Below are 24,774 nucleotides of genomic sequence, written 5' to 3'. Positions count from 1 at the left end.
CCGCGCCCCGGACCGTGGGGACATGACACCGACCACCGGCGCCGACACCCCCCGCAGCTCCTCCGGTGACCCTTCAGCCGGCTCCTCCACCGGCTCCTCCACCGGCTCCTCCACCGGCTCCTCCACCGGCTCGTTCCTGGACGAGGTGAGGCGCGCCGTCACCCCCCGGGCCACGCTGCTGGTGATCGGTGCGGTCGCGCTCCACCTGCTCTTCATCGCCTCCTACGTGGGGGCACTGCACGACCCCAGGCCCAAGGACGTGCCCTTCGGGGTCGTCGCGTCCCCGGCCGTCGCCCGACAGACGGTGGCCCGGCTGGAGAAGCTGCCCGGCGGACCCCTGGACCCGCGCACGGTCGCCGACGCGGCGACGGCCCGGAAACAGATCGTGAACCGGGAGATCGACGGCGCCCTGGTCGTCGGTCCGTCCGGCACCACCGACACCCTCCTGGTCGCCACCGGCGGCGGGAAGGTGCTGGCGTCCACCCTGGTGGCGCTCACCAGCACCCTGGAGAAGTCCGAGGCGCGCACCCTGCGCACCCTCGACGTGGTCCCGGCCGACACGCAGGACGCCAACGGGCTGTCGTCCTTCTATCTCGCCGTGGGCTGGTGCGTGGGCGGCTATCTGTGCGCGTCGATCATGGTGATCGGCTCGGGGGCCGCCCGCTCCACCCCGAGGCGTGCCGTGATCCGGCTCCTCGCGATGGCCGTCGTCGGGATCGTCGGCGGACTCGGCGGCGCCCTGATCGTCGGCCCGGCCCTGGGAGCCCTGCCGGGCGGCATCGCGGCCTTCTGGGGGCTCGGCGCACTGATCATCTTCGCGGTCGGCGCGGCCACGCTCGCCTTCCAGGGCGTCCTCGGGCTCGCCGGCGTCGGGCTGGTCATCCTGCTGGTGGTGATCCTGGGCAACCCGAGCGCGGGCGGCGCCCTCCCGCCTCCGCTGCTCCCGCCGTTCTGGAAGGCGATCGGTCCGGCGCTGCCGCCGGGCGCGGGGACCTGGGCGGCACGCTCGATCGCCTACTTCGACGGCAACGACATGACCGCGTCGCTGCTGGTGCTGTCGGCGTGGGCGGTCGCGGGGGTCGCCGTCACCCTGCTGGCGGCGGTAATGCGGACCCGCCGCGTGCAGCACACTCCGTGAGCGGCGCGGCGCGGCGCGGCGGAAACGAGTGACGCCGGGCACGCGTGACGCCGGGCACGGGTGTCGTCCGGACATGGGTGAGGTCCCGCCCCCTCGCGCGCGGGGCGGGACCTCGACTGCCCGGAGTGCCGCTCCGGACCGTCAGCCGATCTGCGTCCCCGTCGCCGACAGCGCCTCCGTCACCGGCTGGAAGAACGTCTCCCCGCCGGCGGTGCAGTCGCCGCTGCCGCCCGAGGTCAGGCCGACGGCGCTGCTGCCCGAGAAGAGGGAGCCGCCGCTGTCGCCCGGCTCGGCGCAGACGTCGGTCTGGATGAGGCCGTTGACGACGTCACCGTTGCCGTAGTTCACCGTGGCGTCCAGGCCGGTGACCGTGCCGGAGTGCACCTGGGTGGTCGAGCCGCTGCGGGTGACCTTCATGCCGACGGTGGCCTCGGCGGCGCCGGTGATCCGCTGGGCCGAGCCGTTGTACAGGTCGACCTCGCTCGGGTGGGCGACCTCGGCGGTGTACTTGACCAGGCCGTAGTCGTCGTCCGGGAAGCTGGACACCTCGTTGGCGCCGATCTCGGTGCCGGAGGAGTCCGACCAGGTGGAGATGGCGTCGGTGCAGTGCCCGGCGGTCAGGAAGTACGGTTCGCCGCCCTTGACCACGTTGAAGCCGAGGGAGCAGCGCCCGGTGCCCCCGGTGATGGCGTCGCCGCCGGCGAGGAAGGGCTTGAACTCTCCCTTGGTGCGCTGGAGTTCGGCCACCTGACCCAGCCCGTCGACGACCTTGGTGAGCTTGGCCCACTCGGCGTCGGAGACCGTGCGGTCGGCGGTGACGACGACCTTGTTGGTGGTCGGGTCGGTCACCCAGGCGGTGCCCGGGACGGACGCGTCCGCCGTGAGCGTCGTACGGGCGCCGGTCAGTTCGGCGAGGGAGTTCTCGACGATTCTGGCCTGGGCGCCGGCCGCCTCGACGGTCTTCGCGGCGGCCGCGTCGAGGACGTTCACCACGAGGCTCTCGCTCTTCGCGTCGTAGTACGTGCCCGCCGCGTCGGCGCCGAGGTCCCGGCCGAGCGTCGAGGCGAGCTTTCCGGCCGCGAGGGCCGAGAGGGGGGCGGGCCGCGAGGTCTTCGCAGGCTCACTGGCGTTCGCAGTCTGGAAGGTGACTCCGGCTGCGACGAGCGCGGCGATACCCGCGCCCGTCATGACCATCCGCCGCCCGGCTATGCGTCGGTGCTTCAAGTCGCGTCCTCCTGTGGGGGGTCGGCCCGGGCCGTTGTGGGGACGGATCCGGGCCGGAAGGCTGGTTGACGGGCGCTCACTCTTCCGAACCGCACAGGGAGCACACAAGGTCGACTTCAGGACGCGCACAGGGTGAACACCGTGCGCCCTCCGCGCCTTCACCGCCCCGGAGCACCCCCGGCCCACCACAGGAGAATTCGCACTGCAAACGCTACGCGTGAGTAACCACTTACAAGGCGGTGAGGTCTAGTCCTGGCCGGAACCCGACTCCGTCGTGGGCGGTGAAGGTGTGGGAGTCGTCGGGGGTGTGGAGGACGTCGGGGGAAGCGGTTGCTGCTGGGCCCGTTCCAGGAACCTCAGCAGCTCCACCGGGAACGGCAGGACGAGGGTGGAGTTCTTCTCGGCGGCGACCGCCACCACCGTCTGGAGCAGCCGGAGCTGGAGCGCGGCGGGCTGCTCGGACATCTCCTTCGCGGCCTCGGCGAGCTTCTTCGACGCCTGGAGCTCGGCGTCGGCGTTGATGATCCGGGCCCGCCGCTCACGGTCGGCCTCGGCCTGCCGGGCCATGGACCGCTTCATCGTCTCGGGCAGGGAGACGTCCTTGATCTCCACCCGGTCGATGGTGACGCCCCACTCCACGGCCGGGCTGTCGATCATCAACTCCAGCCCCTGGTTGAGCTTTTCGCGGTCGGACAGCAGATCGTCCAGATCGCTCTTGCCGATGATGGACCGCAGCGAGGTCTGCGCCATCTGCGAGACGGCGAACCGGTAGTCCTCCACCCGCATGACCGCCTCGGCCGGCGAGGTCACCCTGAAGTAGACGACGGCGTCCACGCGCACGGTGACGTTGTCCCGGGTGATGCCCTCCTGCCCGGGCACCGGCATCGTGACGATCTGCATGTTGACCTTCCGCAGCCGGTCGACGCCCGGAAGGATCAGGGTGAGCCCGGGGCCGCGCACCTCGGGCCGGAGTTTCCCGAGCCGCAGGACCACGCCCCGCTCGTACTGCTTGACGACCCGCGCCGCCGCCGCCGCGTACACCGCTCCGGCGGACACCAGCGCGACGCCCGCCACCACCAGCTCCTCGACCATGCCGGCCCCCAGGGGTCCACAGCACTGCCCGCGCATCACTGCCTGTACCTCGACGGTAAGCCCGTCTTCGGGCAAGAGCGAGCCCCCGCACGCCGGTTGCGTACGGGGGCTCGCCTGCGATCGGCCACAGGCCAGGTGGAGCGGTACCGCGTGGGGCTCCCGTGGTGAGGACTCCCGCGTCGGGACTGCCGCGTGAGGACTAGAAGACGCTGACGCCGTAGCGGCTCAGGGCCTCGGTCACGGGCTGGAAGAAGGTCGTGCCGCCCGAGCTGCAGTTGCCGCTGCCGCCCGAGGTCAGACCGAGCGCGACACCGGCGGAAGTGTAGAGGGCCCCGCCGGAGTCGCCGCCCTCGGCACAGACGTTGGTCTGGATCATCTGGTAGACCACGTCGCCGCCGCCGTAGTTGACCGTGGCGTTCAGGGCGGTCACCGTGCCGGTGTGGATACCGGTGGTGGAGCCGTCCCGGATGACCGACTGGCCCACCGTGGCGTTGCCGGCGCTCTTGATGTCGGTGTTGCCCGCGGTGCCCGCCTTGGCGACCGAGGTGTTGGTGTAGCGGACCAGCGCGTAGTCGTTGGTCGGGAAGCTGTAGCCGGAGTTCGTGCCCAGCACGGTGGTCTGACCGGAGTTCGAGTACCAGGTCGAGGCGACCTCGCCGCAGTGCCCGGCGGTCAGGAAGTAGTAGGTGCTCCCGCTGACCACGTTGAAGCCGAGCGAGCAGCGGTAGCCGCCGCCGTAGATGGCGTCGCCGCCGCCGATCAGCTTGTTGAACTTGCCCGGGGTGTGCTTGATCGTGAGCGCGCCGGCGTTGCTGCCCGCCTGCTCCTTGATCTGCGCGATCTCGGCGTCCGAGACCGTGCTGTCGACGGTGACCATGAGGCGGTTGGTCTTGCTGTCGACGGCCCAGGCGGTGCCCGGGATGTCCGCCTGGAGCACCGAGTCGCCGGCGCTCTTCAGTTCGGCGGTGCTGTAGGTGGCGGTGTCGGCCGCGCTCGCGTGGGGGATGGCGATGGCGGCGGCGGCCACGAGTCCGGTGGCCACGGCGGTCAGCCGGGTCCGTCTCGAGATACCGCTCGTGGGGGTGGTGGGGGTGGTGCGCTTGATCCTCACGTTTCGTTCCCTCCCAGGGGAAGTCGGGGGCCCGTGGTGTGGGGTCGGGGCCCGTGAGGCGCAGCCAGGGACCGACGTTCGTCCGGATTCCGAACACGCCGTGACCCTGACAAGCGCTGAGGGGGAGTATTCGGCCGAACGGCCGGTCGGCGCAAGGGCGCCTTTCGGCCGTCAGACCTTCAACGAACTGCGTGAGTTGATCCCTCTTGCAGCCTCTTGCCCCAGCTCAGACCAGGTTGCGCTCCCCTGCCTCGACCGCCACGTCATATGTGTTCCCCGGTGGCGGGGAGGGGCGGAGGAAAGCATCCGCACAGGCGCACGGAGGCAGAAGGGCCAACGGCGGCCGACGGTCGCGCGTCCCTCCGCGTCGCGTGCGCCGGAGTGCGGGATCTCCGGCCGCGGTGCGGCCGTCGGAGCCGGTCGCCATGGGCACCACAGCGCCCTCTTCGACCCCTCGGGTCCCGGGGGTGTCCGGAAGTAGACCGTCCGGATCGCCCGGGAGCTGGGCCCCAGGCCGCTCCCGGCACGGGCGGAACGGGTCGTTCCGGTCAGCGCGAGCGGAGCGAGCCGTACTCCACACGGCCCCGCGTGCTGCGGCTGCCCGGCCCCGATCGCCCCGGCCCAGCCGCGGTACGAGGACGAAGCCGTCGGCGGCGTCCTCGCGCACGCACCGCGCCGGCCGGGCGGCGGTGCCGGCCGGATGGTCTCGGGCCCTCGGGCCGTGGGGCACCCGTCCGTTCACGGGGCGCCCCCCGCGTACTGGTCGGCGGGCCGGGCCAGCCCCAGGTGCTCGCGGAGCGTGTCGCCCGGGTAGAAGGTGCGGAACAGACCGCGGTGCTGGAGCAGCGCCACCGTGCCGTTGACCAGCCGCTCCAGGTCGCGGTGCGGTACGACGGGGGTGAGGTGGAAGCCGTCGGTGGTGCCGTCCCTGTACCAGGAGGCGATCAGGTCGGCGAGGTCGACGGGTCCGCCCCGGTAGAGCGGGCCCCGCGCGGTCTGCCGGGGGCCGCCTCCGCCGTGGCCTGGTTCGGCGGCGTGCTCGCCGTCCCCGAGGTCGATCAGCAGACTCACCAGGACGAGCAGGGAGTTCGGGTCGCGTCCCAGTCCGGCAGCTTCGGCCCGCAGTCGGTCGCGGACGGTGCGGGCCTGGGCCTGGCTCACCGCGCGGACCAGGGCCACATCGGCGTGACGGGCGGCGGTCGACCGGGCGTGTTCCTCGGTGGCGTCGACCACCCGCACGGGGTGACCCCGCGGGGGTCCGGGCGCGAGGGCGGGGCTCCGCACCGAGAAGGCCGCGCCGGTGAAGTCGGCCTGGTGCGCCTTGTCGCGGTCGAGGTGACGACCGGTCGGCGCCTTCCGTGTCCCGGCGCCGTCCTCCCGGCCGTCCCGCAACTTCGCCGCCACGTCGGCGACTTCTCCGGCTTCCTGCCACCGAGGGTCCGGCGGCGCGGCGGGCGGGCGGGCCAGGAGACGGGCCTCCCCTTCGGTGGTGGAGACGTCGATCCGCCAGCCGGCCCGGCCCCGGCTGACCCGGTCGAGCGCGGCGACCGCGGCCTGGACGTGGAAGGGCTCGGGGTGGGTGGCGATGAGGGTGGGCACCAGTCCGACGCGCCGCGTGGCGGGCGCCACCCGGGACAGTACGGCGGACGCGTCGGGCCCGGGCCGGGCGAAGGTGTCGTCCAGCGTCACGAAGTCGAGTCCGCCCCGCTCGGCGAGACACGCCAGCTCGACGTAGGGGCGGGCGTCGTACACCCCCGGCTGGTCCAGGGCGGCCGCCAGATGCAGCGGGCCCCGGCCGTGCGATGAGGTCATGGGGAGGGAGAACCCTTTCTTCCGTGACGCTGCGAAGTGGCCGGCGCGGTTCATCCGACGGCGTCGGCGCCCAGGTCCCGCAGGAACACCAGGACGGCCCGGGCGGTGGCGTCGTTCTGCCGGAACGCGGGGCCGCCGGTTCGCGGCCGGGTGAAGGCGCCCGGTGTCCGGCCGTCGGTGTGCGGTCCGAGCGCGAAGCGGCGGGGGTGCGGCCGGCCCGCCCGGTCCAGGACCCGCCCGTCGGCGCGGTCCACCCGCAGCAGCCCGTCCGGGGTCTCGCCGGCGCCGTCGGCGTGCAGCTCCCGCAGCAGCGGGTCGACGGCGCGGCGGAGCGTCGGCTCCGGCAGCCGGGCCTCCACCAGCGCCCGCGCCTCGACCGAGAAGCCCGGCACGGTGTCGCTCGACGCCCGGAACACCCCGTCGCTCGCGCGTACGGCCATGCCGGCGCCGACGAAGTTCAGTACGCCCGCCCGGGACAGCGCGAGCAGCTGTCTCAGCCGGGGGCCCGGCGGCCCGGAGGCGAGGTAGCTGAAGAACCCGTGCCACCAGGGTCCGATGTCGCCGAGCCGGACCAACTGGCCGTAGACGGAGAGCAGTCCCAGGAACACGGCCAGGTCGGTGCTGTGGGCGACGTCGTGACGGCGGCTCAGGTCGCTCTCCACATAGCCGCGCAGCCCTTCCTGCAACTCCTCGAAGGACCCGTACGTCACCCCGCGCAACGGCCGGTCGAGCGCGCCCAGGTCGAGCCGGTCACGCGGATCGGGCACGGCGGACGCCACCAGGGCGTCCCGCTCGGCGCCCTCGGAAGCGGCCTCGTACTTCTCCTCGAAGTCGGTCCAGGCCATCGCGGTCCGCTCGGCGTGGGCCGTGAACAGCCGGTGGTAGTGGGCGAAGCCCAGCTCCTTCTCCACCAGCGGCCACACGTCCCGCCGGAAGTCGAAGCCCGCGGGCCGCGCGAGCAGCCCGTCGATCTCGGCGGGTCCCAGGAACCGGGGCAGCGGCGGCCGCTCCCCGGCCCAGTCGTAGCCGATCTTCGCGTGGTACGGCACACCGCGCCGCGAGCCGACGTACAGCACCGGTTCCCGCCCCGAGGGCACATAGGTGTCCCCCTCGTAGCGACCGCCGCGCCCCTCGGTGAGCAGCACCATCAGGTCGACGAAGGCGAGCCCGAATCCACGCACCAGCACGGGTTCACCGGCCGGCAGCGCGGACAGGTCGCTGTCCGCCGTGAAGTCCGGCGGCAGATGGATGAGCCCGTGCTTGTCCGCGTAGGCCGCCAACTCGCTTTGTTCCTGGTCGAGTTCCGCGTCCAGATGGCCGAGAGCGAGGACGACCAGGTCGGCGGACAGGGGCTGCTCCCGGCCTTCCAGCCACACCTGCTGGCGTCCCGCGCGGGGGCCGCTCACCTTCAGAGCGCGCACCTGATGGTGGCGGACGGTGATCCGCGGGGGCAGGGCGGCGACGGCCCGCTCGTGCACCCAGCGCAGATAGGAGCCCTGGATCTGCCGGTCGGCGAAGGTACGCGCGTCGATGCCGGCCCACTCGTGCAGGGTCGGGCCGGGCCGCACGGGCCCGGTCATCTCCACCGACTCGTCGGTGAACATGGTGACGTCCTCGGCGTGCGAGTTCATCCACAGCAGCGGCGACTGGGCGGCGCGCCAGATGCGTCCGGCGCCCGGCGGATGCGGGTCGACGAGATGGATCTCGAGCCCCGAACCGGCGTACAGCTCGGGCGCGTTGGCGGCGATCCGCTCGATGAGACCGGTTCCCCGCGGCCCGGCCCCGACGATCACGAGGGTGGCGGGGGCGTCGGGGGCGAGGGTTTCGGAAGGCATGCGAAGGCTCCGTGACAGCTGGGATCGAACACGGGTAGGTGCCTTCACACACCGAAGAGGGCGCGCAGCATGGCGCGGATACGGCCGAGCCCCTCAGCAGGGCCGTGCGGCGAGACTACGTGGGCGTTTCCCGTCGCTGTCAAGGCCGTCCACACTATGAGCGGTGCGTCTCAGGCCGGTTGACGCACCACCGGAGACCTGTTCCACTTGCCCCATGCATCCGCAGCAGTGGCTGGTCACCCGCTCCCACATCGACTTCGGTCGTGTGTGGTCCTGTTCCTGTTGAGCTGACCCCCTGCGGCCCCCGTTTCCGGGGTGCCCTTCTCGCGTTCTCCCCTCACCACGCTGCGCCTTCACCTCCGTACCCTCCCCTCGCCCTACCTGTTCTCCGCCGTTTCCTCCGCGTCTCGCGCCCGCTCCGCGGCGATCAGCGCGCTCCGACCGCGCTCCGGCCCGGAGCGGCGCGGAACCCGACCACCCGATCCATCAGCGCCCCCAGCACGTCCCGCACGGAGCCGCGCTCCCGTGCGTCGCACTCCAGTACGGGCACCTCGGCGCCGAGCCCCAACGCCCACCGCACCTCGTCCAGTTCAAAGCGCTCGGCTCCGTCGAATCGATTCACCGCGAGGACGAACGGCGCGCCCTGCGCCTCGAAGTAGTCGACGGCCGGGAAGCACTCCTCGATCCGCCGGGTGTCCGCGAGGACCACCGTGCCGAGCGCGCCCTCCACCAGGTCGTCCCACAGGAAGGAGAACCGGTCCTGCCCGGGCGTGCCGAACAGGTACAGCGCGATGGCCGGGTCGAGCGTGATCCGTCCGAAGTCGAGCGCGACGGTGGTGGTGGTCTTGGACTCCACGCCCTCCAGCGAGTCGACGCCGACCGACACCTGGGTGATCGGCGCCTCGGTGTCGAGCGGGTCGATCTCGGAGACGGCGCCGATGAAGGTCGTCTTGCCGACCCCCAGCCCGCCGCTCACCACGATCTTCACGGCGAGCGGAACGGTTTTGTCAGAGCGCCCGGGCATGATCATCGATCCTTTCGAGCATCCGGAGCGACCGCTCCGCGGGTTGCCGGCACGCGAACGGCCGACCGCCGCTCCCGATGGACGGCCCCGCGAAGTCCGCGTCCTCGACCGGAGATACGTTCCGGGGATGCCCGCCGCTCACCGCGGCGCCCTCATGGGCGCCGGGCGTCGGGACGGTGACGCCGCGTCAGCAGGAGCAGTCGCAGCACCCGCAGCATTCGCAGCACTCACACCCGTCGCAGCAATCGCAGCCGTCACAGCCGTCGCTGCACCAGCCCTCCCGCTTCTTCCGCGACCAGGGCCCCTCGAACTCGTCGGCGCAACAGACCTTGCAGGTGCAGCACAGCCCGAGCGCGACCGCGCACCCGGCCCAGAAGCCCCGCTTGCCGGGCCGTGGCGGCTCCCCTCCGAAGGGGTTGCCCCCGTACGGGTTGCCGGGCGCGTGGGGGTCCACCGGCCCGCGAGGCGCGTAGGGGCCGGTCGGCGGCCCGAAGGAGCCCTCCGGCGTGTGCGAATGCCCGCACGACGACGTCCCGAACGCCCGGTCGACCGACCGCTGGAGCTCGTGCGCCAGCAGCAGATGCGCGAGCCTGCCGTCCACGAACTCGACGTCGCGCAGCGCGAGCCGGATGCCGTGCAGGGCGTCGTCGGCGAGCCGGCGGGCCTCGGTGAGCGGGGTGCCGGTGGCCGTCAGCGGGTTCCAGGCGCCGGCCGCCGCGTCGGACTCCCGGTCCTCGACCGCGTCCAGCAGATGCGCCAGCCGCCCGAACAGCCGGCCGGCCTCGGCGAGCGGGGCGGCGTTGCCGGGGCGGCCCGCCAGGACCGCGGTGTGCGCGAAGGCGGCGGCGGTCGCGGTCTCGGTCGGCTCGGTGACGGCCGGCAGCGGGGTGCCGGCCCCGGCGAGCGCCTCGATGCCGACCTGCCGGTCCACGGCGTCGACGAGGACGGCGGTGTCGAACCCGACGGCGGCCCCGCCGCGTTCTCCGGCCCGCCCCCAGCTCGCGGCCACCCTGCGCGCGGCGACGGCGACGGGCCGCCGCGCCAGCAGCCCGTCCCGGTCGGCGACGTGGTCGCGGACCTTGGCCGAGGCGAGCACCAGCGAGACGGCGGCCGCGAGCCGGGCGCCCTCGCCCTGTGCGACGGACGCGGTGCGCATCCCGCGCAGCGGGCAGGGTCCCGCCGTCCGCCGCCACCCGTCGGCTGTGACCCGGGGCGCCTGAGCCTCCGTCAGGACCGATATGAGCAGCCCGTCGTAGTTGGTGACGACCCGCGCGAACTGCCCGTGGTCGCCGCGCAGCGCGAGGCACAGCCCGCACAGGTGCGCCATCCACTGGGTCTTGAGACCTTCTCCGAGCCGGTGACTGCACGGCCTGACGATTCCGAACACGACAACCCCCGTCGTCCTTGGGACATTCAGCTGCGGCATGCTATCGACCGATTGTCATGCCGGATCCGGGGCACTCGGTTCACCCGGACGCACCGTGCGTCACTCGTTCGCCACGAAGAATCATATTTCACTCACAGTCAGCAGCCGTATGCGGTACGACCCTTGGGAGACGCGGGCTCTCGACGGATTCGCTGTGCACCAGTACCGTCACAAACCCCCCGCGCGGCGTCTATCCACTTGGCGCGACATCCGCATCATGGACGACCATGGGGAATGCGGAAAGCAGAAAGACCGCTGTGAGAGGAGGCGTCCATGGGATCGGTGCGCAAGGCGAGTGCCTGGCTTGGCCTCGTCGACGACAACGATGACGAGCGTTACTACGACGACGACTATTCCGAGGGGACCGACTCCGGCGACGCCTGGGTCACCGACCCCCGCGTGAAGGTGGCGACGGACACGGCCGAGGAAAAAGGCCGGCGGATCGGCACCGTCACCCCGGACAGCTTCCGGGACGCGCGGGCGATCGGTGAACTGTTCCGCGAGGGCGTGCCGGTCATCATGAACCTCACGGCCATGGAGGCAGGTGACGCCAAGCGCGTCGTCGACTTCGCGGCCGGGCTGATCTTCGGCCTGCGGGGTTCCATCGAGCGGGTGTCCACCCGGGTGTTCCTGCTGACCCCGGCCAACACCGAGATCGTGAACGGAGACCCCTCCGCGCACCGGACGGACGGCTTCTTCAACCAGAGCTGAGGCAGGGCCGCTCACCGGCCCTGCCCCGGCCCCCGGCCGGGTCAGCGGAAGGCGTCGAGTCCGGTGAGCGCCTTGCCCAGCACGAGCTGGTGCATCTCGACGGTGCCCTCGTAGGTGAGGACCGACTCCAGGTTGGTCGCGTGCCGCATGACGGGGTATTCGAGCGAGATCCCGTTGGCACCGAGGACCGTACGGGCGGTCCGGCAGATCTCGATCGCCTCCCGTACGTTGTTGAGCTTGCCGAAGCTGACCTGCTCGGGACGCAGGCGGCCGGCGTCCATGCGCCGCCCCAGATGATGGGCGAGCAGAATCCCCTTGTGCAGCTCGACCGCCATGTCGGCGAGCTTGGCCTGGGTGAGCTGGAACCCCCCGATGGGCCGCCCGAACTGCTCACGGGTCTTCGCGTACGCGACGGCGGTCTCGAAGCAGGAGCGGGCCGCTCCCATCGCGCCCCAGACGATGCCGTAGCGGGCGTGGGACAGGCAGCTGAGCGGTCCGCGCAGCCCGGTGACCTCGGGCAGGACGGCGTCGGCGGGCAGCCGCACGTCGTCGAGCACGAGCTCGCTGGTCACGCTGGCCCGCAGGGACCACTTGTGTTTGATCTCGGGCGCCGAGAACCCCGCGGTGCCGGCCGGCACCACGAAGCCGCGGATCCCGTCGTCACTCTGCGCCCAGACGACGGCCACCCCGGCGACGGAGCCGTTGGTGATCCACATCTTGCGGCCGTTGAGCACCCAGTCGGAGCCGTCCCGCTTGGCGTAGGTCCGCATGCCGGCCGGGTCGGAGCCGTGATCGGGTTCGGTGAGCCCGAAGCACCCGATGATCTCGCCCGCGGCCATCCCCGGCAGCCAGGTCCGCTTCTGCTCCTTGCTGCCGAAGCGGTGCAGGGCGTACATGGCGAGGGAGCCCTGGACGGAGACGAGCGAGCGGATGCCGGAGTCGGCGGCTTCGAGTTCGAGACAGGCGAGGCCGTACTGCACGGCGCTGGCGCCGGCGCACCCGTAACCGCTCAGCGACATCCCGAGCGCCCCGATGGCGCCGAGCTCGCGCGCCAGCTCCCGGATCTCCGGCAGCTCCCCGCGCTCGTACCACTCGGCGACCCGGGGCAGTACCCGGTCCGCGGCCCAGCTCCGCACGGTGTCACGGATCGCGAGATCCTCCGGCTCCAGCAGATCGTCGAGCCCGAGGGGGTCGGCGGGGTCGAAGGGGGGCAACTTCGAGGACGGGGACATACGACAGCCTCCGGCAGGTACCAAAAACTAGCACCGCTAGTCACGATGCCCGGGCGACGTTACGACGCGCCGTCCCGCACGTCCAGTACGCGCCGCACAGCCCGGCAGCCGCAAGCCGCCGGCGGTGCGGCGTCCTCACGGGAGACGCCCGCCGTTCGATCGACGGCGAACGGGCGGCACGGAGGGCCGGAGGGGCGACTCAGGCGGAGACGCGGGACTCCACGACGCCCCGGGGCGACGGAAGCTCGACCTCCGCCGGAGGCGACTCGCACTGCATGACCCGCGGCAACCGCAACGCCATCACGGCCCCCACCAGCAACAACCCCGCGCTCACCAGCAGCGTGACATGCAACCCGTGCACGAAACTGTCCCTCGCCACCCGCCGCAGCGCGCCCCCGACCGGCCCGCCCAGCTGCCCGGCGACCTCGTAGGCCTCGCCCAGCGAATGCCCGGCCGCGTCCGACGCGGACGCCGGCACCCCCGGGACGGACCTCAGCCCGGGCGCGTACGCGGCGTTCATCACGCTGCCGAGCAGCGCGATGCCCATCCCCGCCCCCAGCTGGTACGACGTCTCCCCGATCGCCGCCGCCCCGCCCGCCTGCTCCGGCGGAGCCTCGCTCAGCATCGACTCGTACGCCGCGAACAAGGTCGTCTCCAGGCCGAATCCCAGCAGCAGGAACCCGAACAGCAGCAGCCCCGTGTTGTCCGACCCGCCCATCGCGGTCAGCGTCAGCACCGCCAGGGCCGTGAGGACGAACCCCCCGCACACCATCCGGCGCGGGCCGAACTGCCGGAGCAGCCGTGCCCCGGCCAGTCCCGCCGCCATCGCGGCGAAGGTCAGGGGCAGCAGCCGCAGGCCCGTCTCCAGCGGTGACAGGCCCAGCACCAGCTGCAGGTACTGCGCCGCGATCAGCTCCAGACCCACCAGCGCGAGCATCGCCAGCACGATGCACCCGACCGACGTACTGAACGCCGGCCGTCCGAACATCCGCAGGTCCACCAGCGGATGCAGGCGACGCCGCTGACGGCGGACGAACAGCGCGATCAGTGCCGCGCCCAGCAGCAGCGGCACGACGGTGAACAGGCCGAACTCACCGCCGCCCAGCCGCTTCACGCCCAGCACGACACCGAACAGGCCGACCGCCGCCGTCAGCGCGCCGACCACGTCCCAGGGGCCGTCGGCCGCGCCCCGCGACTCGGGCAGCAGCAGCCGCCCCACCGGGAGGCTGACCAGCATCAACGGGATGTTGACCAGGAAGACCGAGCCCCACCAGAAGTGTTCGAGCAGAAGGCCGCCCAGGAGCGGGCCGATCGCCGCCCCCACCGCGGCCACGGCGCTCCAGATGCCGATCGCGAGCGCCCGCTCACGCCGCTCCGGAAACACCTGCCGCAGGATCGACAGCGTCGCGGGCATGATCATCGCGCCGCCGACGCCCAGCAGCGCCCGCGCCAGGATCAGGGTCTGCGCGCTCCCGGCGAACGCCGCCAGCGCGGAGGCGACGCCGAACAGGGCGTAACCGAGCAGCAGGATCCGTCTGCGGCCCACCTTGTCGCCGAGCGTGCCGAAGAGGATCAGCAGCGAGGCGCAGACCAGCGGATACGTGTCGACGATCCAGAGCAGCTCGATGCCGCCGGGTCGCAGATCCTCGGTGACGGCGGGCACCGCCACATGCAGCACGGTCGCGTCCACCGCGACGAGCAGCAGGCTGACGCACAGCACCACCAGGACGACCCAGCGGTTGGCACCGGCCCCGGCCGCCCGACGGCGCAGCCCAGCGGCGGCCGTGGTCGTCCCGGACATGTACGTACCTCCCAGGTGATCCCCCGGTTCGGCGGGCTCACGGGGTGGGGACTCCCCGCGGCTCGGCCGGAGAGGAGCGGTGTCTCCGGCCCGCGCAAACGAACACGAGTGGAACGCAGCGTACGCGAGTTCGCGCCGGTGCCACGTGGCGGACCTCTCACCGCCAGGGGCGACCCCTGTGGCGTACGCCACTTCCTCGTCACCTGCGGGCCACTCCCCCGTACCCCGCCCGGCACCCGTCCCCGGCCCGTCTCCGGCGCCTTCCCGGGGCGTCGCCGGTCGGTCTCGGGGGCCGCCCGACCGCCCCCCGACCGCCCCGGCGGACCTGGTCGCCGGGCACGCCGTCGATAATCGGGCCCGTGACCGATCTCGAGACGCGCGTGACGCCCCCCGGCTCCGTGACCCTGCGCCGGGCGGCCCCCGCCCTCCTGGGGTACGCGGCCGTGCGTTCCCTCGGTCTGCTCGCCCTGGTCCTGTGGAGCGCCGCCCGTGACAAGAGCGCGTACACGCTGCTGACCGCCCGCTGGGACGCGCTCTGGTACACCAGGGTCGCCGAACTGGGGTACGGCTACGAGGTCCGTCTGCCGAACGGCGACGTCCATTCCAACCTGGCCTTCTTCCCGCTGCTGCCCTGGCTGGAGAGGCTGCTGCACGCGGTGACCCCGCTGTCGTACGCCGACGCCGGCTTCGTCGTGTCCCTGCTCGCCTCGCTCGCGGCGGCCTGGGGCGTCTTCGCGGTCGCCGACCACGTGTACGGGCGCCGGGCCGGGGTGTGCGCGGTGCTGGTGTGGGCCGTTCTGCCCGTCGCGATCGTGCAGTCGATGGCGTACAGCGAGTCGCTCTTCACCGCACTGGCCGCCTGGTCGCTGTACGCGGTGCTCACCGGACGGTGGGTGAGCGCGGGCGTGCTCGCGTCGCTGTCCGGCCTCACCCGTCCGGTGGGGCTCGCCGTGATCGCGGCGGTGTGGGCGGCGGCCGTGGCGTCCTTCGTCCGGGACCGCCGGTCCGCGGCCTGCGACGCCTCTCCCCCGTACGGGGTCCGGCCGTCCGGCACCCGGGACGTCGTGCCGCGCGCCGTCGCCCTGCTCCTCGCGCCCCTCGGCGCCGCCGGCTACGTCCTGTGGGTCGGCCACCACACCGGCAAGGGCCCGTTCGGGTACCTCGACGTCCAGGCGGGCTGGCGCAACGGCTTCGACGGCGGCTACGCCTTCGCCCGCTTCGTCGCCGACAAGTTCACGTCGTTCCCGTCGGCCCTCGCCGGTGTCGGTCTGATCACCGGCGTCGCCCTGCTGCTGTGGCTGTACGTCGTCTGCGTGCGGCAGCGCCAGCCGCTCGGGCTGCTGGTGTACACGGGTGTGGTCCTGGCGCTCGCCCTGTGCGCGTCGAGCTACTTCGGCTCCAAGCCGCGCCTGCTGCTGCCCGCCTTCCCGCTGCTGCTGCCGCCCGCCCTGGCCCTGGCCCGGCTGCGGACGCCCGGGGCGGCGGCGGTGGTGGGATGCCTCGCGGTGGCGTCGGCCGTGTACGGCGCGTGGTGGCTGAACGGCAGCGGTCCGCCGTAAGGGGGTCCGGCTTTTCGGTGAACCCTTTCATACATTCCCTAAAACTATCTCCTGGAATGATCAAAGGAATTGAAGGGAACACTGTTCGACGATTAGCGATTCCACAGGAATTGGTGCCCTTCTGAGAGCAATCCCACATCACATCGTCATCACAAACCAGCGGAATCGGCCGGGTCGCGAGCTCACTCGCTGTAACGTCGTTTAGGTGCGTACCGAACAAAACCTCACCCGTCTGGACCGGGTGTTCGCCAGGCTCGACCGGGAGCCGGAACGACCGGCCCACATCGATGTGCCGAAGATGAGCAGGCACCGGGTCGCGCTGTGCCTGGCGACCCTGGCCTTCTATCTGGCGATCGTGTGGCTCGTGGTGATCACCTCGTGGCTGGTCCGCCTCGACTGGCTGGTCATGTTCTTCCGGCCGTACCAGCAGTGGTCCGGCATCCACTGGTTCGTCGACTACTACGTGGTCCTCGGCCAGCGCGGTCCGACCGCCGTGATGGTCGCCGCCTGGCTCGGCTGGAGATCCTGGCGGCAGCACACCCTGCGCCCGCTGCTCACGCTCGGCGCCTCGCTGCTGCTGCTGAACATCACCGTCGGCGCCGCCAAGCTCGGCATGGGCCGGCTCGGACCGCACTACGCGACCGCCATCGGCTCGAACGAGATGGGTCTGGGCGGCGATATATTTCCCAGCGGCCATACCGCCAACGCGGTCGTGACCTGGGGAATCCTCGCGTATCTGGCCTCCACCCCGAGGGCCCGCCGCTGGCTGTCCGCGCTCTCCGCGGTCACCTCGCTCGGCGTCGGCCTCGCCACGGTCTACCTCGGCACCCACTGGCTCAGCGACGTGGTGCTCGGCTGGGCCGCGGGGCTGCTGATCCTGCTGGCCCTGCCCTGGTGCGAGCCGCTGATCGCCCGCGCCGAGGTCGCGATCTTCGACCTGCGCGACCGCTGGCGCGACCGCCGCGCAGGCACGGCCCCGGCTCCGGCTCCTTCCCCGGCTCCGGCCGCCCCCGTCGCCGTACCCGTGGCGTACGCCGCGGGAGCGCCGGCCCAGGAGGAGGCCTCCGGGGCCCGCGAGCCGGCCACCCCGGCCCGTTCGCCGCGGGCGCCGGTCCACCTGGCGCCGGGCCCGCACACGACCCGCTCCGAGCGCACCCCGGTCACCCCGGTCGGCAGCCGCCGCCCACCGCACGCCGACCGCCTCCCGCGCGGTGCCGCGGCTTCCGCGGCCCGCCCGCTCACCGGCGGCTGACCTCCCCGAACAGCGGGACCCCGGTACGCACCACCAGGTTCCGCACCCGAAGGCCCCGGTTCCCGAAGCAGGGAACTGGGGTCTTCGCCGTGCTCTCCCCGGACGTCTCAGCCCTTCCAGGCGCGTGCCACGTGCCCGTCGCTCACCTCGAAGTTCAGCCGTCCGAAGCGGTACTCCATGGTGATGATCGTCCCGGGGGCCAGCGCACGCACCGTCGACCACCCCCGTTCGCGTGCGAGCCGCTCGGCCCGTGCGGCCTCGAGGCCGACGTACCCGTCCGGATTGTCCTGGGGCTCCGCTGGCGGAGTGGGATTCGGTGCCATACCGCCACGCTAGGCGGCGCGCCCCGCCCCGGGAACCCCGGACGGGCGATACGGATCACCCGGGTCACACTTCTGTCACAGGATCACGACAAGCGTTTCGGGCGAACTCACTCACACGTACGAACGGTTCCGTGCGCCTTCCGCGCGAATTCGAACGTAATTCCCGCGTGTCGCCCGGACACCTCGAATGGCCCGGCGGAAAGTTCGCGGAAGACCGTTCCCCGACCCCACCGCATTCCGATTCCGTGCGGGATCGCGGGAGCTGACTGCGCATAGGAAATACACGGCTCCCCCACACATCCTCCGTACGCACCCGGGGCGTCGGCGGGCCCGGGACAGGGCGAACGAAGGGGCCAGCGATGGGGACCGAGACCGTGGCGGCGGCACGGACCGCGGGCATCAGGCGCGGTGGCCGCGGCCGGGTGGTCGTGGACTGGCTGACCACCACCGACCACAAGAAGATCGGCCACCTCTACCTGACGACGGCCTTCGCCTTCTTCCTGGTCGGCGGCCTCATGGCGATGCTGATGCGGGCTGAGCTGGCCCGGCCCGGCCTGCAGATCGTGGACGCCGGCCAGTTCAACCAGCTGTTCACGATGCACGGCACGATCATGCTGCTGCTGTTCGCGACCCCGTCCTTCGCGGGCTTCGCCAACGAGCTGATGCCGCTCCAGATCGGTGCCCCCGACGTGGCCTTCCCCCGGCTGAACATGCTCTCGTACTGGCTGTTCCTGTTCGGCGGGCTGACCGTGCTGGGCTCGCTGCTGACACCGGACGGGGCGGCGGCGTTCGGCTGGTTCGCCTACGCGCCGCTGAACAGCGGGCGGTTCTCGCCGGGGATCGGTCCCGATCTGTGGATCATGGGGCTGGCGCTGGCCGGCTTCGGCACCATCCTCGGCGCGGTCAACTTCATCACGACGATCATCGGGATGCGTGCGCCCGGCATGACGATGTTCCGGATGCCGATCTTCACCTGGAACACACTCTTCACGTCGATCCTGATCCTGCTGGCGTTCCCGGTGCTGGCGGCCGCGCTGCTGGTGCTGGAGGCGGACCGGCGGTTCGGTTCGACGGTGTTCGAGGCGGCCAACGGCGGGGCGCTGCTGTGGCAGCACCTGTTCTGGTTCTTCGGGCATCCCGAGGTGTACATCATCGCGCTGCCGTTCTTCGGGATCATCACCGAGATCATTCCGGTCTTCAGCCGCAAGCCGATCTTCGGCTACCTCACCCTGGTCGGCGCGACGATGGCGATCACCGGGCTGTCGATCGTGGTGTGGGCGCACCACATGTTCGTCACGGGCGCGGTGCTGCTGCCCTTCTTCTCCTTCATGAGTTTCCTGATCGCCGTGCCGACGGGCGTGAAGTTCTTCAACTGGACCGGGACCATGATCAAGGGATCGCTCTCCTTCGAGACCCCGATGCTGTGGGCCACGGGATTCCTGGTGACGTTCCTGTTCGGAGGCCTCACCGGGGTGATCCTGGCGTCGCCGCCGATGGACTTCCATGTCTCCGACTCGTACTTCGTGGTCGCCCACTTCCACTACGTCGTCTTCGGAACGGTCGTCTTCGCGGTCTTCGGCGGATTCCACTTCTGGTGGCCCAAGTTCACCGGGAGACTGCTCGACGAACGGCTGGGAAAGATCCACTTCTGGACGCTGTTCGTCGGCTTCCACACCACGTTCCTGGTGCAGCACTGGCTGGGCGCCGAGGGCATGCCGCGCCGCTACGCCGACTATCTCGCCGCCGACGGGTTCACCGCGCTCAACACCGTCTCGACGATCGGCTCGTTCCTGCTCGGCCTCTCCACCCTGCCGTTCCTCTACAACGTCTGGAAGACCGCCAGGTACGGCACCAGGGTCGAGGTCGACGACCCCTGGGGCTTCGGCCGCTCCCTGGAATGGGCGACGTCCTGCCCGCCGCCCCGGCACAACTTCACGACCCTGCCGAGGATCCGCTCGGAGGCCCCGGCGTTCGACCTGCATCATCCGCGGTACGCGGCCGAGATCCCGCGGCCCGAGCCAAAGCGCCATCAAGCCGGTCACGAGCCGTCCTGATCGCCTCGATCAGCTCCACGGGCTCCAGCACCTCGAACTCGAAGCCCGCCATCATCACGTGGATCACCATCACGTCGAGACTCGCGGCCCCGGTGCGCAGCACACAGGCCCGGTCGCCGTCGGGCTCCAGCGTCCCGGCGGAGGGCGAGATCCGTTCGGCGGCCTCGGCCAGGGGCACCAGCAGCCGGACGGTGGCGTGGGTGGCGTACGCGCGCGTGGAGACGCCCTGCGAGACGTAGGCGGCGAGGTCCTCGGCGGGGGGCTCACGCGGTGCGAAGCGCGGCCCGTGCGGCGGCCTGGGCGTGAGGCGGTCCACCCGGAAGGTACGCCAGCCGGCGCGGTCGAGGTCCCAGGCGACCAGGTACCAGCGGCGCTCGGTGCACACCAGGCGGTGCGGTTCGACGGTCCGGCGGGTCGCCGTACCGTCGTGCCCCCGGTAGTCGAAGCGCAGGCGTTCGGCGTCCCGGCAGAGGTGGGCGAGTTCGGTCAGGACGGCCGGGTCGACGGCGGAGGACCGCGGGCCGCGCAGCATCGGCACGGTGAAGGCGTTGAGGGCGCTCACCCGGCGCCGCAGCCGGTGCGGCAGCACCTGCTCCAGCTTCGCCAGGGCCCGTACGGAGGTTTCGCCGATGTCTTCGATGCCCTGCCCGGCGGCCGTCCGCAGCCCCACCGCGACGGCGACGGCCTCGTCGTCGTCCAGCAGCAGGGGCGGCAACTCGGCGCCGGCGCCCAACTGGTAGCCACCGCCGGTGCCGGGGCTGGCGTTGACCGGGTAGCCCAGCTCGCGCAACCGGTCCACGTCCCGGCGGACGGTGCGCGCGGTGACGCCCAGCCGGTCGGCGAGCTGGGCCCCGGACCACTCGCGGTGGGCCTGGAGGAGGGACAGCATGCGCAGCAGTCGGGCGGAGGTCTCCAGCATGCGCCCAGTGTGTCCCACGAGGTGGGTGACCCCACCCGGCCGTCGCGCCGGACGGGGTCACCGTGTCCCCGGGAGTCGTGTCCCGGAGAAGCGTGTCCCGGAGGGGGAACGGCTCAGAGCGTGAGGCGCTGTCCGGGCACGATCAGGTCGGGGTCGCCGCCGACGACGGCCTCGTTGGCGGCGTAGACCCGCTGCCAGGTCAGCCCGTGGCGGGCCGCGATGGTGCTGAGGGTGTCGCCCGCGCGGACGGTGTAGCCGCCCCGGCTCGTCCCGCGCGAGGTCTGGCCCGTCGGGCGCTCCGGCGCGTTCGAGGAACCCGACCCCGAGGAGTGCGAGGAGCCCGAGGACTTCGAGGAGTTCGTGGTGCCGGAGTTCGAGCCACCGGACTTCGACGACTTCGACGAACCGGACTTCGAGGAGCCGGACTTGGCGGAGCTCGACTCGGCCTTGGACGAGGTGCCCCCCGGTGCGCTGCCGGAGGCTCCGGCGCGCGCCGAGCAGGTCGGCCACGCGCCCCACCCCTGGGCGTTCTGCACCTTGGTGGCGACGGAGATCTGCTGTGCCTTGCTGGCCTTGTCGGCGGTCGACGCGTAGGCGGTGCCGCCGTACGCGCGCCAGGTACCGGCGGAGAACTGGAGTCCACCGTAGTAGCCGTTGCCGGTGTTGATCGACCAGTTGCCGCCGCTCTCGCACTGGGCGATGCGGTCCCACACCCCGCTGTCGGCCGCCGCGGCGTCGCCGGTCGCGGAGAGCAGTCCGAGGGGGGCGAGCAGGATCGCCCCGGCCAGGACCGCCGTCTTGCGCGGCGAGGTGCGGGTGTGGATATCGGCACAATCGGACATGTAGATCCCTCTCTACGTACCCGGGCTTCCCCCTGGCCGCGGCGCGGCGGCCGCGCAGGACGCGGTCGTCGTGCCTGGCCCCGTTCGCCGGCGGTGGTGCTGCGCGTTGTCTGGCCGCGCGGCCGACGGACGTACCCGGGCGGTGCTCGTTGCACACGGCGGAGCAATCTAGGCAGCTGACGAGTCGTTATCAACCAACTCCCGGTCGTCCCAGGCCAGTTAGCGGTTACCGTAGGTAGCGGCGATTTCCGGCCACCTACTTCGTTCCCTCATTTCCTGATTTGTCGACCACGCCTTCGAACGGACTGTGAGCCAGCTCACCGGATCAACTGCCGTGACCTCTCCGTTACTTGACAGGGAGTGGCGGATTCCGCACGTATCGTGACCGCGCGCGCAGGTTGGTTCGATTTCGTTCGCCGTCCAGCGTGACCCTGGCCACAGATCGCCCGTTGTCTTCTTCATGAGCCGGGACCCACCCGGACCACGAGCCGGGGGCCACCCGCCTCGCCCACGCACCGCATCCGAGGGAGTCACCCGTGCCGCGCATGCTCGACGTCAGCGACGAGGTACGTGCCGAGATCGGCGACGAAGAAGCCGACCGGCTGCTCGCCGGAGACAACGCCCCGGGCAGTTACGACTGCACGTCCTGCCGCACCCCGGGCGACTCCGAGAACGAACGCACCAGCACCGTCCTGTTCATCGGGGACGAGACCGCCGTCCTCGCCTTCGCCCACTCCACCTGCCTGCCCTCACAGATCGTCCAGGTCACCGAGGAGCAGCTCCAGGGCGCCGTCCGCTCCATCAACGGCGACACCGTCGACCTGGACCCCGACAAGGTCACCCCCGAGCAGGCCGTGCTCGGCGTCACCAGCGGACTCGTCCTGATCGCCGGGGAGCTGCACCCGGCGCTGGTCGTCGAGCCGACCGCGCCCATCGTGCGCCCCGGCACGACCGGCGCCGGTGACGACTTCCTGCCGCTCCTGATCGAGCAGGGCTTCATGCCGCTGTCCGAGCTGACCGAGGTGCCGCCGGTGCAGCACGGCTGGTCCGTGCTGCTCGCGATGGGCCAGCTGCACGCGGTGCTCCAGCCCTCGGTCAACGGCGGGCAGCCGGTCGCCTGGTGGCAGGCCCACCAGCCGTTGCAGGTGACGGAGGGCTGGCGGGCGGCCGCCAACAAGCACCAGCAGGTGCTGATGTTCGCGGCACCGGTGGGCTCCATCGGGCGCCAGCCCCGGGAGGACCTGCTGCGGGACGCGCTGGACAAGGCCGCGGCCGGCGGGCAGTTGGTCGGTGCGGCACTGCCGCTCGCCGGCACCTGAGGTCGCCCACCGGGCGGGGACTGCGGTCGCAGGGCGGCTGAAGGGCCGTCCGCGGACGCGGCCCCGCGCCCGCCTCACGGCGCCTGCCGGGCCGCATCTCTTCCGGTGCCGCGTCGTTTGGACATACGTGCACACCTACGACGTTCCCCGCCGCCCGTCCTTCCAGTCGATCCCGTCCGCGCGACCGGCCCAGGACGCTCAGGGCGGCCCATCGGCCACGCCGATCTACGACGCGCTCTACGCCGAGTACGTCAAGACGTTCCGTTCGCTGCCGGGCGACCGCAGCGGCGAGGACGACCTGGGGTTCACCGCCTTCGGGCACCTCCCGCACCACGCGAGCACCTACCCGGCGCCCCGCCCGGGGTCGTTCAGCAGCTCCTACAGCGCCTACAGCGCGGGGGCGCAGAGCGCGCGGGTCGGGCAGCAGTCCCAGTGGCAGCGGGTCGGGCAGCTCGGCCAGCAGCCCATGCCGACCGCGACGCACCACGTCCCGGCGGCGCTCCCGCCGGCCCCCCGCAGAAGCTTCTGATCACTGATCACGGCTGGAGGGCGGCACCCGTGACGGGTGCCGCCCTCCAGCCGTGTCGCCGTTACTTCTTCTTGTTGGCGCCGCGCTTCTCGCGCACCCGCACCGAGATGTGGATCGGGGTGCCCTCGAAGCCGAACTCCTCGCGCAGCCGGCGCTCGATGAAGCGCCGGTAGCCCGCCTCGATGAAGCCGGAGGCGAAGAGGACGAACCGCGGGGGCTTGGTCCCGGCCTGGGTGCCGAAGAGGATGCGCGGCTGCTTGCCGCCCCGGACCGGGTGCGGGTGGGCCGCGACCAGCTCACCCAGGAAGGCGTTCAGACGGCCCGTCGGGACGCGGGTCTCCCAGCCGGCCAGAGCGGCCTCGATCGCCGGGACCAGCTTCTCCATGTGCCGGCCGGTACGCGCCGAGACGTTCACCCGGGGCGCCCAGGCGACCTGGGCGAACTCGGTCTCGATCTCCCGCTCCAGGTAGTAGCGGCGCTCCTCGTCGAGGGTGTCCCACTTGTTGTAGGCGATGACGAGGGCACGGCCCGCGTCGACGGCCATGGTGACGATGCGCTGGTCCTGGACCGAGATGGACTCGGAGGCGTCGATCAGGATGACCGCCACCTCGGCCTTCTCGACGGCGGCCGCGGTACGCAGCGAGGCGTAGTAGTCGGCGCCCTGCTGGAGGTGGACGCGCTTGCGGATGCCCGCCGTGTCGACGAACTTCCAGGTCACGCCACCGAGTTCGATCAGCTCGTCGACCGGGTCACGGGTGGTGCCCGCGATCTCGTTGACGACGACGCGCTCCTCGTCGGCCACCTTGTTGAGCAGCGAGGACTTGCCGACGTTCGGGCGGCCGATGAGCGCGATGCGGCGCGGGCCGCCGACCGCGGTGCCGAAGGTCTGCGCGGGGGCCTCGGGCAGCGCCTCCAGGACGGCGTCCAGCATGTCGCCGGTGCCGCGGCCGTGCAGAGCGGAGATCGGGTGCGGTTCGCCGAGGCCCAGGGACCACAGGGCGGTCGCGTCGGCCTCGCCGCTCAGGCCGTCCACCTTGTTGGCGGCCAGCACGACGGGCTTGCCGGCCTTGCGCAGCAGCCGGACGACCGCCTCGTCGGTGTCGGTGGCGCCGACCTTGGCGTCCACGACGAAGACCACGGCGTCGGCGGCGTCGATCGCGTACTCGGCCTGCGCGGCCACGGAGGCGTCGATACCGAGGACGTCCTGCTCCCAGCCGCCGGTGTCGACGAGCTTGAAGCGGCGGCCCGCCCACTCCGCCTCGTAGGTGACGCGGTCGCGGGTGACGCCCGGCTTGTCCTCGACGACGGCCTCGCGGCGGCCGATGATCCGGTTCACCAGGGTCGACTTGCCGACGTTCGGGCGGCCGATGACGGCGAGCACCGGCAGCGGCCCGTGACCGGCGGCCTCGATCGCCCCCTCGACGTCCTCGACGTCGAAGCCCTCGACGGCGGCGAGCTCCATGAACTCCGCGTACTCGGCGTCGCCGAGCGCCCCGTGATCGTGCTCGAAGGCTTCCGAGCCGTCGGGCTGGCTGTGGTCGTTCATGAAGTCCGTACCTCGTCGTTCATTC

19 protein-coding genes and 1 pseudogene are annotated in these 24,774 nt (G+C 71.9%); 7 read left to right on the top strand and 13 right to left on the bottom strand.

Annotation, left to right across the window (positions count from 1 at the left end):
• Nucleotides 1-22: 22 nt before the first annotated feature.
• Nucleotides 23-1,138, top strand: coding sequence for a DUF3533 domain-containing protein (locus OG440_RS29575; protein ID WP_406009818.1), 1,116 nt, complete (start codon nucleotides 23-25; stop codon nucleotides 1,136-1,138).
• A gap of 141 nt (nucleotides 1,139-1,279) precedes the next feature.
• On the opposite strand, the gene OG440_RS29570 is transcribed toward OG440_RS29575, so the two are convergent.
• From OG440_RS29570 to OG440_RS29540, 7 genes are all read right to left on the bottom strand, one after another.
• Nucleotides 1,280-2,362: a S1 family peptidase gene (locus tag OG440_RS29570; RefSeq protein WP_406009817.1), complete on the bottom strand. Its 1,083-nt coding sequence runs from the start codon at nucleotides 2,360-2,362 to the stop codon at nucleotides 1,280-1,282.
• A 246-nt stretch (nucleotides 2,363-2,608) separates the two neighbouring features.
• Nucleotides 2,609-3,454, bottom strand: a complete 846-nt coding sequence (locus tag OG440_RS29565; protein WP_406009816.1) for a slipin family protein — start codon at nucleotides 3,452-3,454, stop codon at nucleotides 2,609-2,611.
• A gap of 199 nt (nucleotides 3,455-3,653) precedes the next feature.
• Nucleotides 3,654-4,565, bottom strand: a complete 912-nt coding sequence (locus OG440_RS29560) for a S1 family peptidase (protein WP_406009815.1) — start codon at nucleotides 4,563-4,565, stop codon at nucleotides 3,654-3,656.
• Between the two features lie 738 nt (nucleotides 4,566-5,303).
• On the bottom strand, nucleotides 5,304-6,377 hold the full coding sequence (locus OG440_RS29555) for an LLM class flavin-dependent oxidoreductase (protein WP_406009814.1): 1,074 nt from the start codon (nucleotides 6,375-6,377) through the stop codon (nucleotides 5,304-5,306).
• Nucleotides 6,378-6,427: 50 nt separating this feature from the next.
• Entirely contained in the window at nucleotides 6,428-8,212 is a 1,785-nt protein-coding gene (locus tag OG440_RS29550; RefSeq protein WP_406009813.1) for an FAD/NAD(P)-binding protein, read from the bottom strand.
• Nucleotides 8,213-8,639: 427 nt separating this feature from the next.
• The gene (locus tag OG440_RS29545) at nucleotides 8,640-9,242 is read right to left on the bottom strand and encodes a GTP-binding protein (RefSeq protein ID WP_406009812.1); all 603 of its coding nucleotides are present in this window, start codon (nucleotides 9,240-9,242) and stop codon (nucleotides 8,640-8,642) included.
• 181 nt (nucleotides 9,243-9,423) lie between these two features.
• On the bottom strand, nucleotides 9,424-10,623 hold the full coding sequence (locus OG440_RS29540) for a DUF5685 family protein (RefSeq protein WP_406009811.1): 1,200 nt from the start codon (nucleotides 10,621-10,623) through the stop codon (nucleotides 9,424-9,426).
• Nucleotides 10,624-10,935: 312 nt separating this feature from the next.
• Between OG440_RS29540 and OG440_RS29535 the strand changes: the two genes are divergently transcribed.
• Nucleotides 10,936-11,373, top strand: coding sequence for a cell division protein SepF (locus OG440_RS29535; RefSeq protein WP_020128186.1), 438 nt, complete (start codon nucleotides 10,936-10,938; stop codon nucleotides 11,371-11,373).
• Nucleotides 11,374-11,414: 41 nt separating this feature from the next.
• Here the strand turns inward: OG440_RS29535 and OG440_RS29530 are convergent, their stop codons facing one another.
• Complete coding sequence (locus OG440_RS29530) at nucleotides 11,415-12,605, bottom strand: acyl-CoA dehydrogenase family protein (RefSeq protein ID WP_406009810.1); 1,191 nt, start codon at nucleotides 12,603-12,605, stop codon at nucleotides 11,415-11,417.
• A gap of 199 nt (nucleotides 12,606-12,804) precedes the next feature.
• Nucleotides 12,805-14,406 carry an MFS transporter gene (locus tag OG440_RS29525; RefSeq protein ID WP_406009809.1) on the bottom strand — a complete coding sequence of 534 codons (1,602 nt, stop codon included), beginning with the start codon at nucleotides 14,404-14,406 and terminating at the stop codon, nucleotides 12,805-12,807.
• Between the two features lie 359 nt (nucleotides 14,407-14,765).
• Here OG440_RS29525 and OG440_RS29520 point away from each other — a divergent pair, with 359 nt between their 5' ends.
• Both OG440_RS29520 and OG440_RS29515 read left to right on the top strand, forming a co-directional pair.
• The gene (locus OG440_RS29520) at nucleotides 14,766-15,965 is read left to right on the top strand and encodes a mannosyltransferase family protein (protein ID WP_406009808.1); all 1,200 of its coding nucleotides are present in this window, start codon (nucleotides 14,766-14,768) and stop codon (nucleotides 15,963-15,965) included.
• A gap of 205 nt (nucleotides 15,966-16,170) precedes the next feature.
• Entirely contained in the window at nucleotides 16,171-17,217 is a 1,047-nt protein-coding gene (locus OG440_RS29515; RefSeq protein ID WP_406009807.1) for a phosphatase PAP2 family protein, read from the top strand.
• Nucleotides 17,218-17,324: 107 nt separating this feature from the next.
• On the opposite strand, the gene OG440_RS29510 is transcribed toward OG440_RS29515, so the two are convergent.
• A complete protein-coding gene (locus tag OG440_RS29510) occupies nucleotides 17,325-17,540 on the bottom strand; it encodes an I78 family peptidase inhibitor (RefSeq protein ID WP_406009806.1) in 216 nt (71 codons plus the stop codon).
• A gap of 359 nt (nucleotides 17,541-17,899) precedes the next feature.
• Between OG440_RS29510 and ctaD the strand changes: the two are divergent.
• A pseudogene (gene ctaD / locus OG440_RS29505) lies at nucleotides 17,900-19,429 on the top strand (cytochrome c oxidase subunit I); the annotation flags it as partial.
• A 43-nt stretch (nucleotides 19,430-19,472) separates the two neighbouring features.
• Here ctaD and OG440_RS29500 read toward each other — a convergent pair.
• Together OG440_RS29500 and OG440_RS29495 are read right to left on the bottom strand one after the other, a co-directional pair.
• Nucleotides 19,473-20,513, bottom strand: a complete 1,041-nt coding sequence (locus tag OG440_RS29500; RefSeq protein WP_406009805.1) for a helix-turn-helix transcriptional regulator — start codon at nucleotides 20,511-20,513, stop codon at nucleotides 19,473-19,475.
• Between the two features lie 113 nt (nucleotides 20,514-20,626).
• Nucleotides 20,627-21,355 (bottom strand): transglycosylase family protein, encoded by a 729-nt coding sequence (locus tag OG440_RS29495; RefSeq protein ID WP_406009804.1) that lies wholly within the window; start codon nucleotides 21,353-21,355, stop codon nucleotides 20,627-20,629.
• 536 nt (nucleotides 21,356-21,891) lie between these two features.
• Between OG440_RS29495 and OG440_RS29490 the strand changes: the two genes are divergently transcribed.
• On the top strand, nucleotides 21,892-22,674 hold the full coding sequence (locus OG440_RS29490; protein ID WP_406009803.1) for a hypothetical protein: 783 nt from the start codon (nucleotides 21,892-21,894) through the stop codon (nucleotides 22,672-22,674).
• 127 nt (nucleotides 22,675-22,801) lie between these two features.
• The gene (locus OG440_RS29485) at nucleotides 22,802-23,203 is read left to right on the top strand and encodes a hypothetical protein (RefSeq protein ID WP_406009802.1); all 402 of its coding nucleotides are present in this window, start codon (nucleotides 22,802-22,804) and stop codon (nucleotides 23,201-23,203) included.
• A gap of 61 nt (nucleotides 23,204-23,264) precedes the next feature.
• On the opposite strand, the gene der is transcribed toward OG440_RS29485, so the two are convergent.
• Nucleotides 23,265-24,749, bottom strand: a complete 1,485-nt coding sequence (gene der, locus OG440_RS29480) for a ribosome biogenesis GTPase Der (RefSeq protein WP_406009801.1) — start codon at nucleotides 24,747-24,749, stop codon at nucleotides 23,265-23,267.
• Between the last annotated feature and the right edge of the window lie 25 nt (nucleotides 24,750-24,774).

Source organism: Streptomyces sp. NBC_00637 (genome assembly GCF_045161545.1).
In the GTDB taxonomy this organism is placed as follows: Bacteria; Actinomycetota; Actinomycetes; order Streptomycetales; family Streptomycetaceae; genus Streptomyces.
The sequence above is the reverse complement of the archived record's forward strand: the minus strand, read 5'-3'. Positions and strand labels throughout refer to the sequence as shown.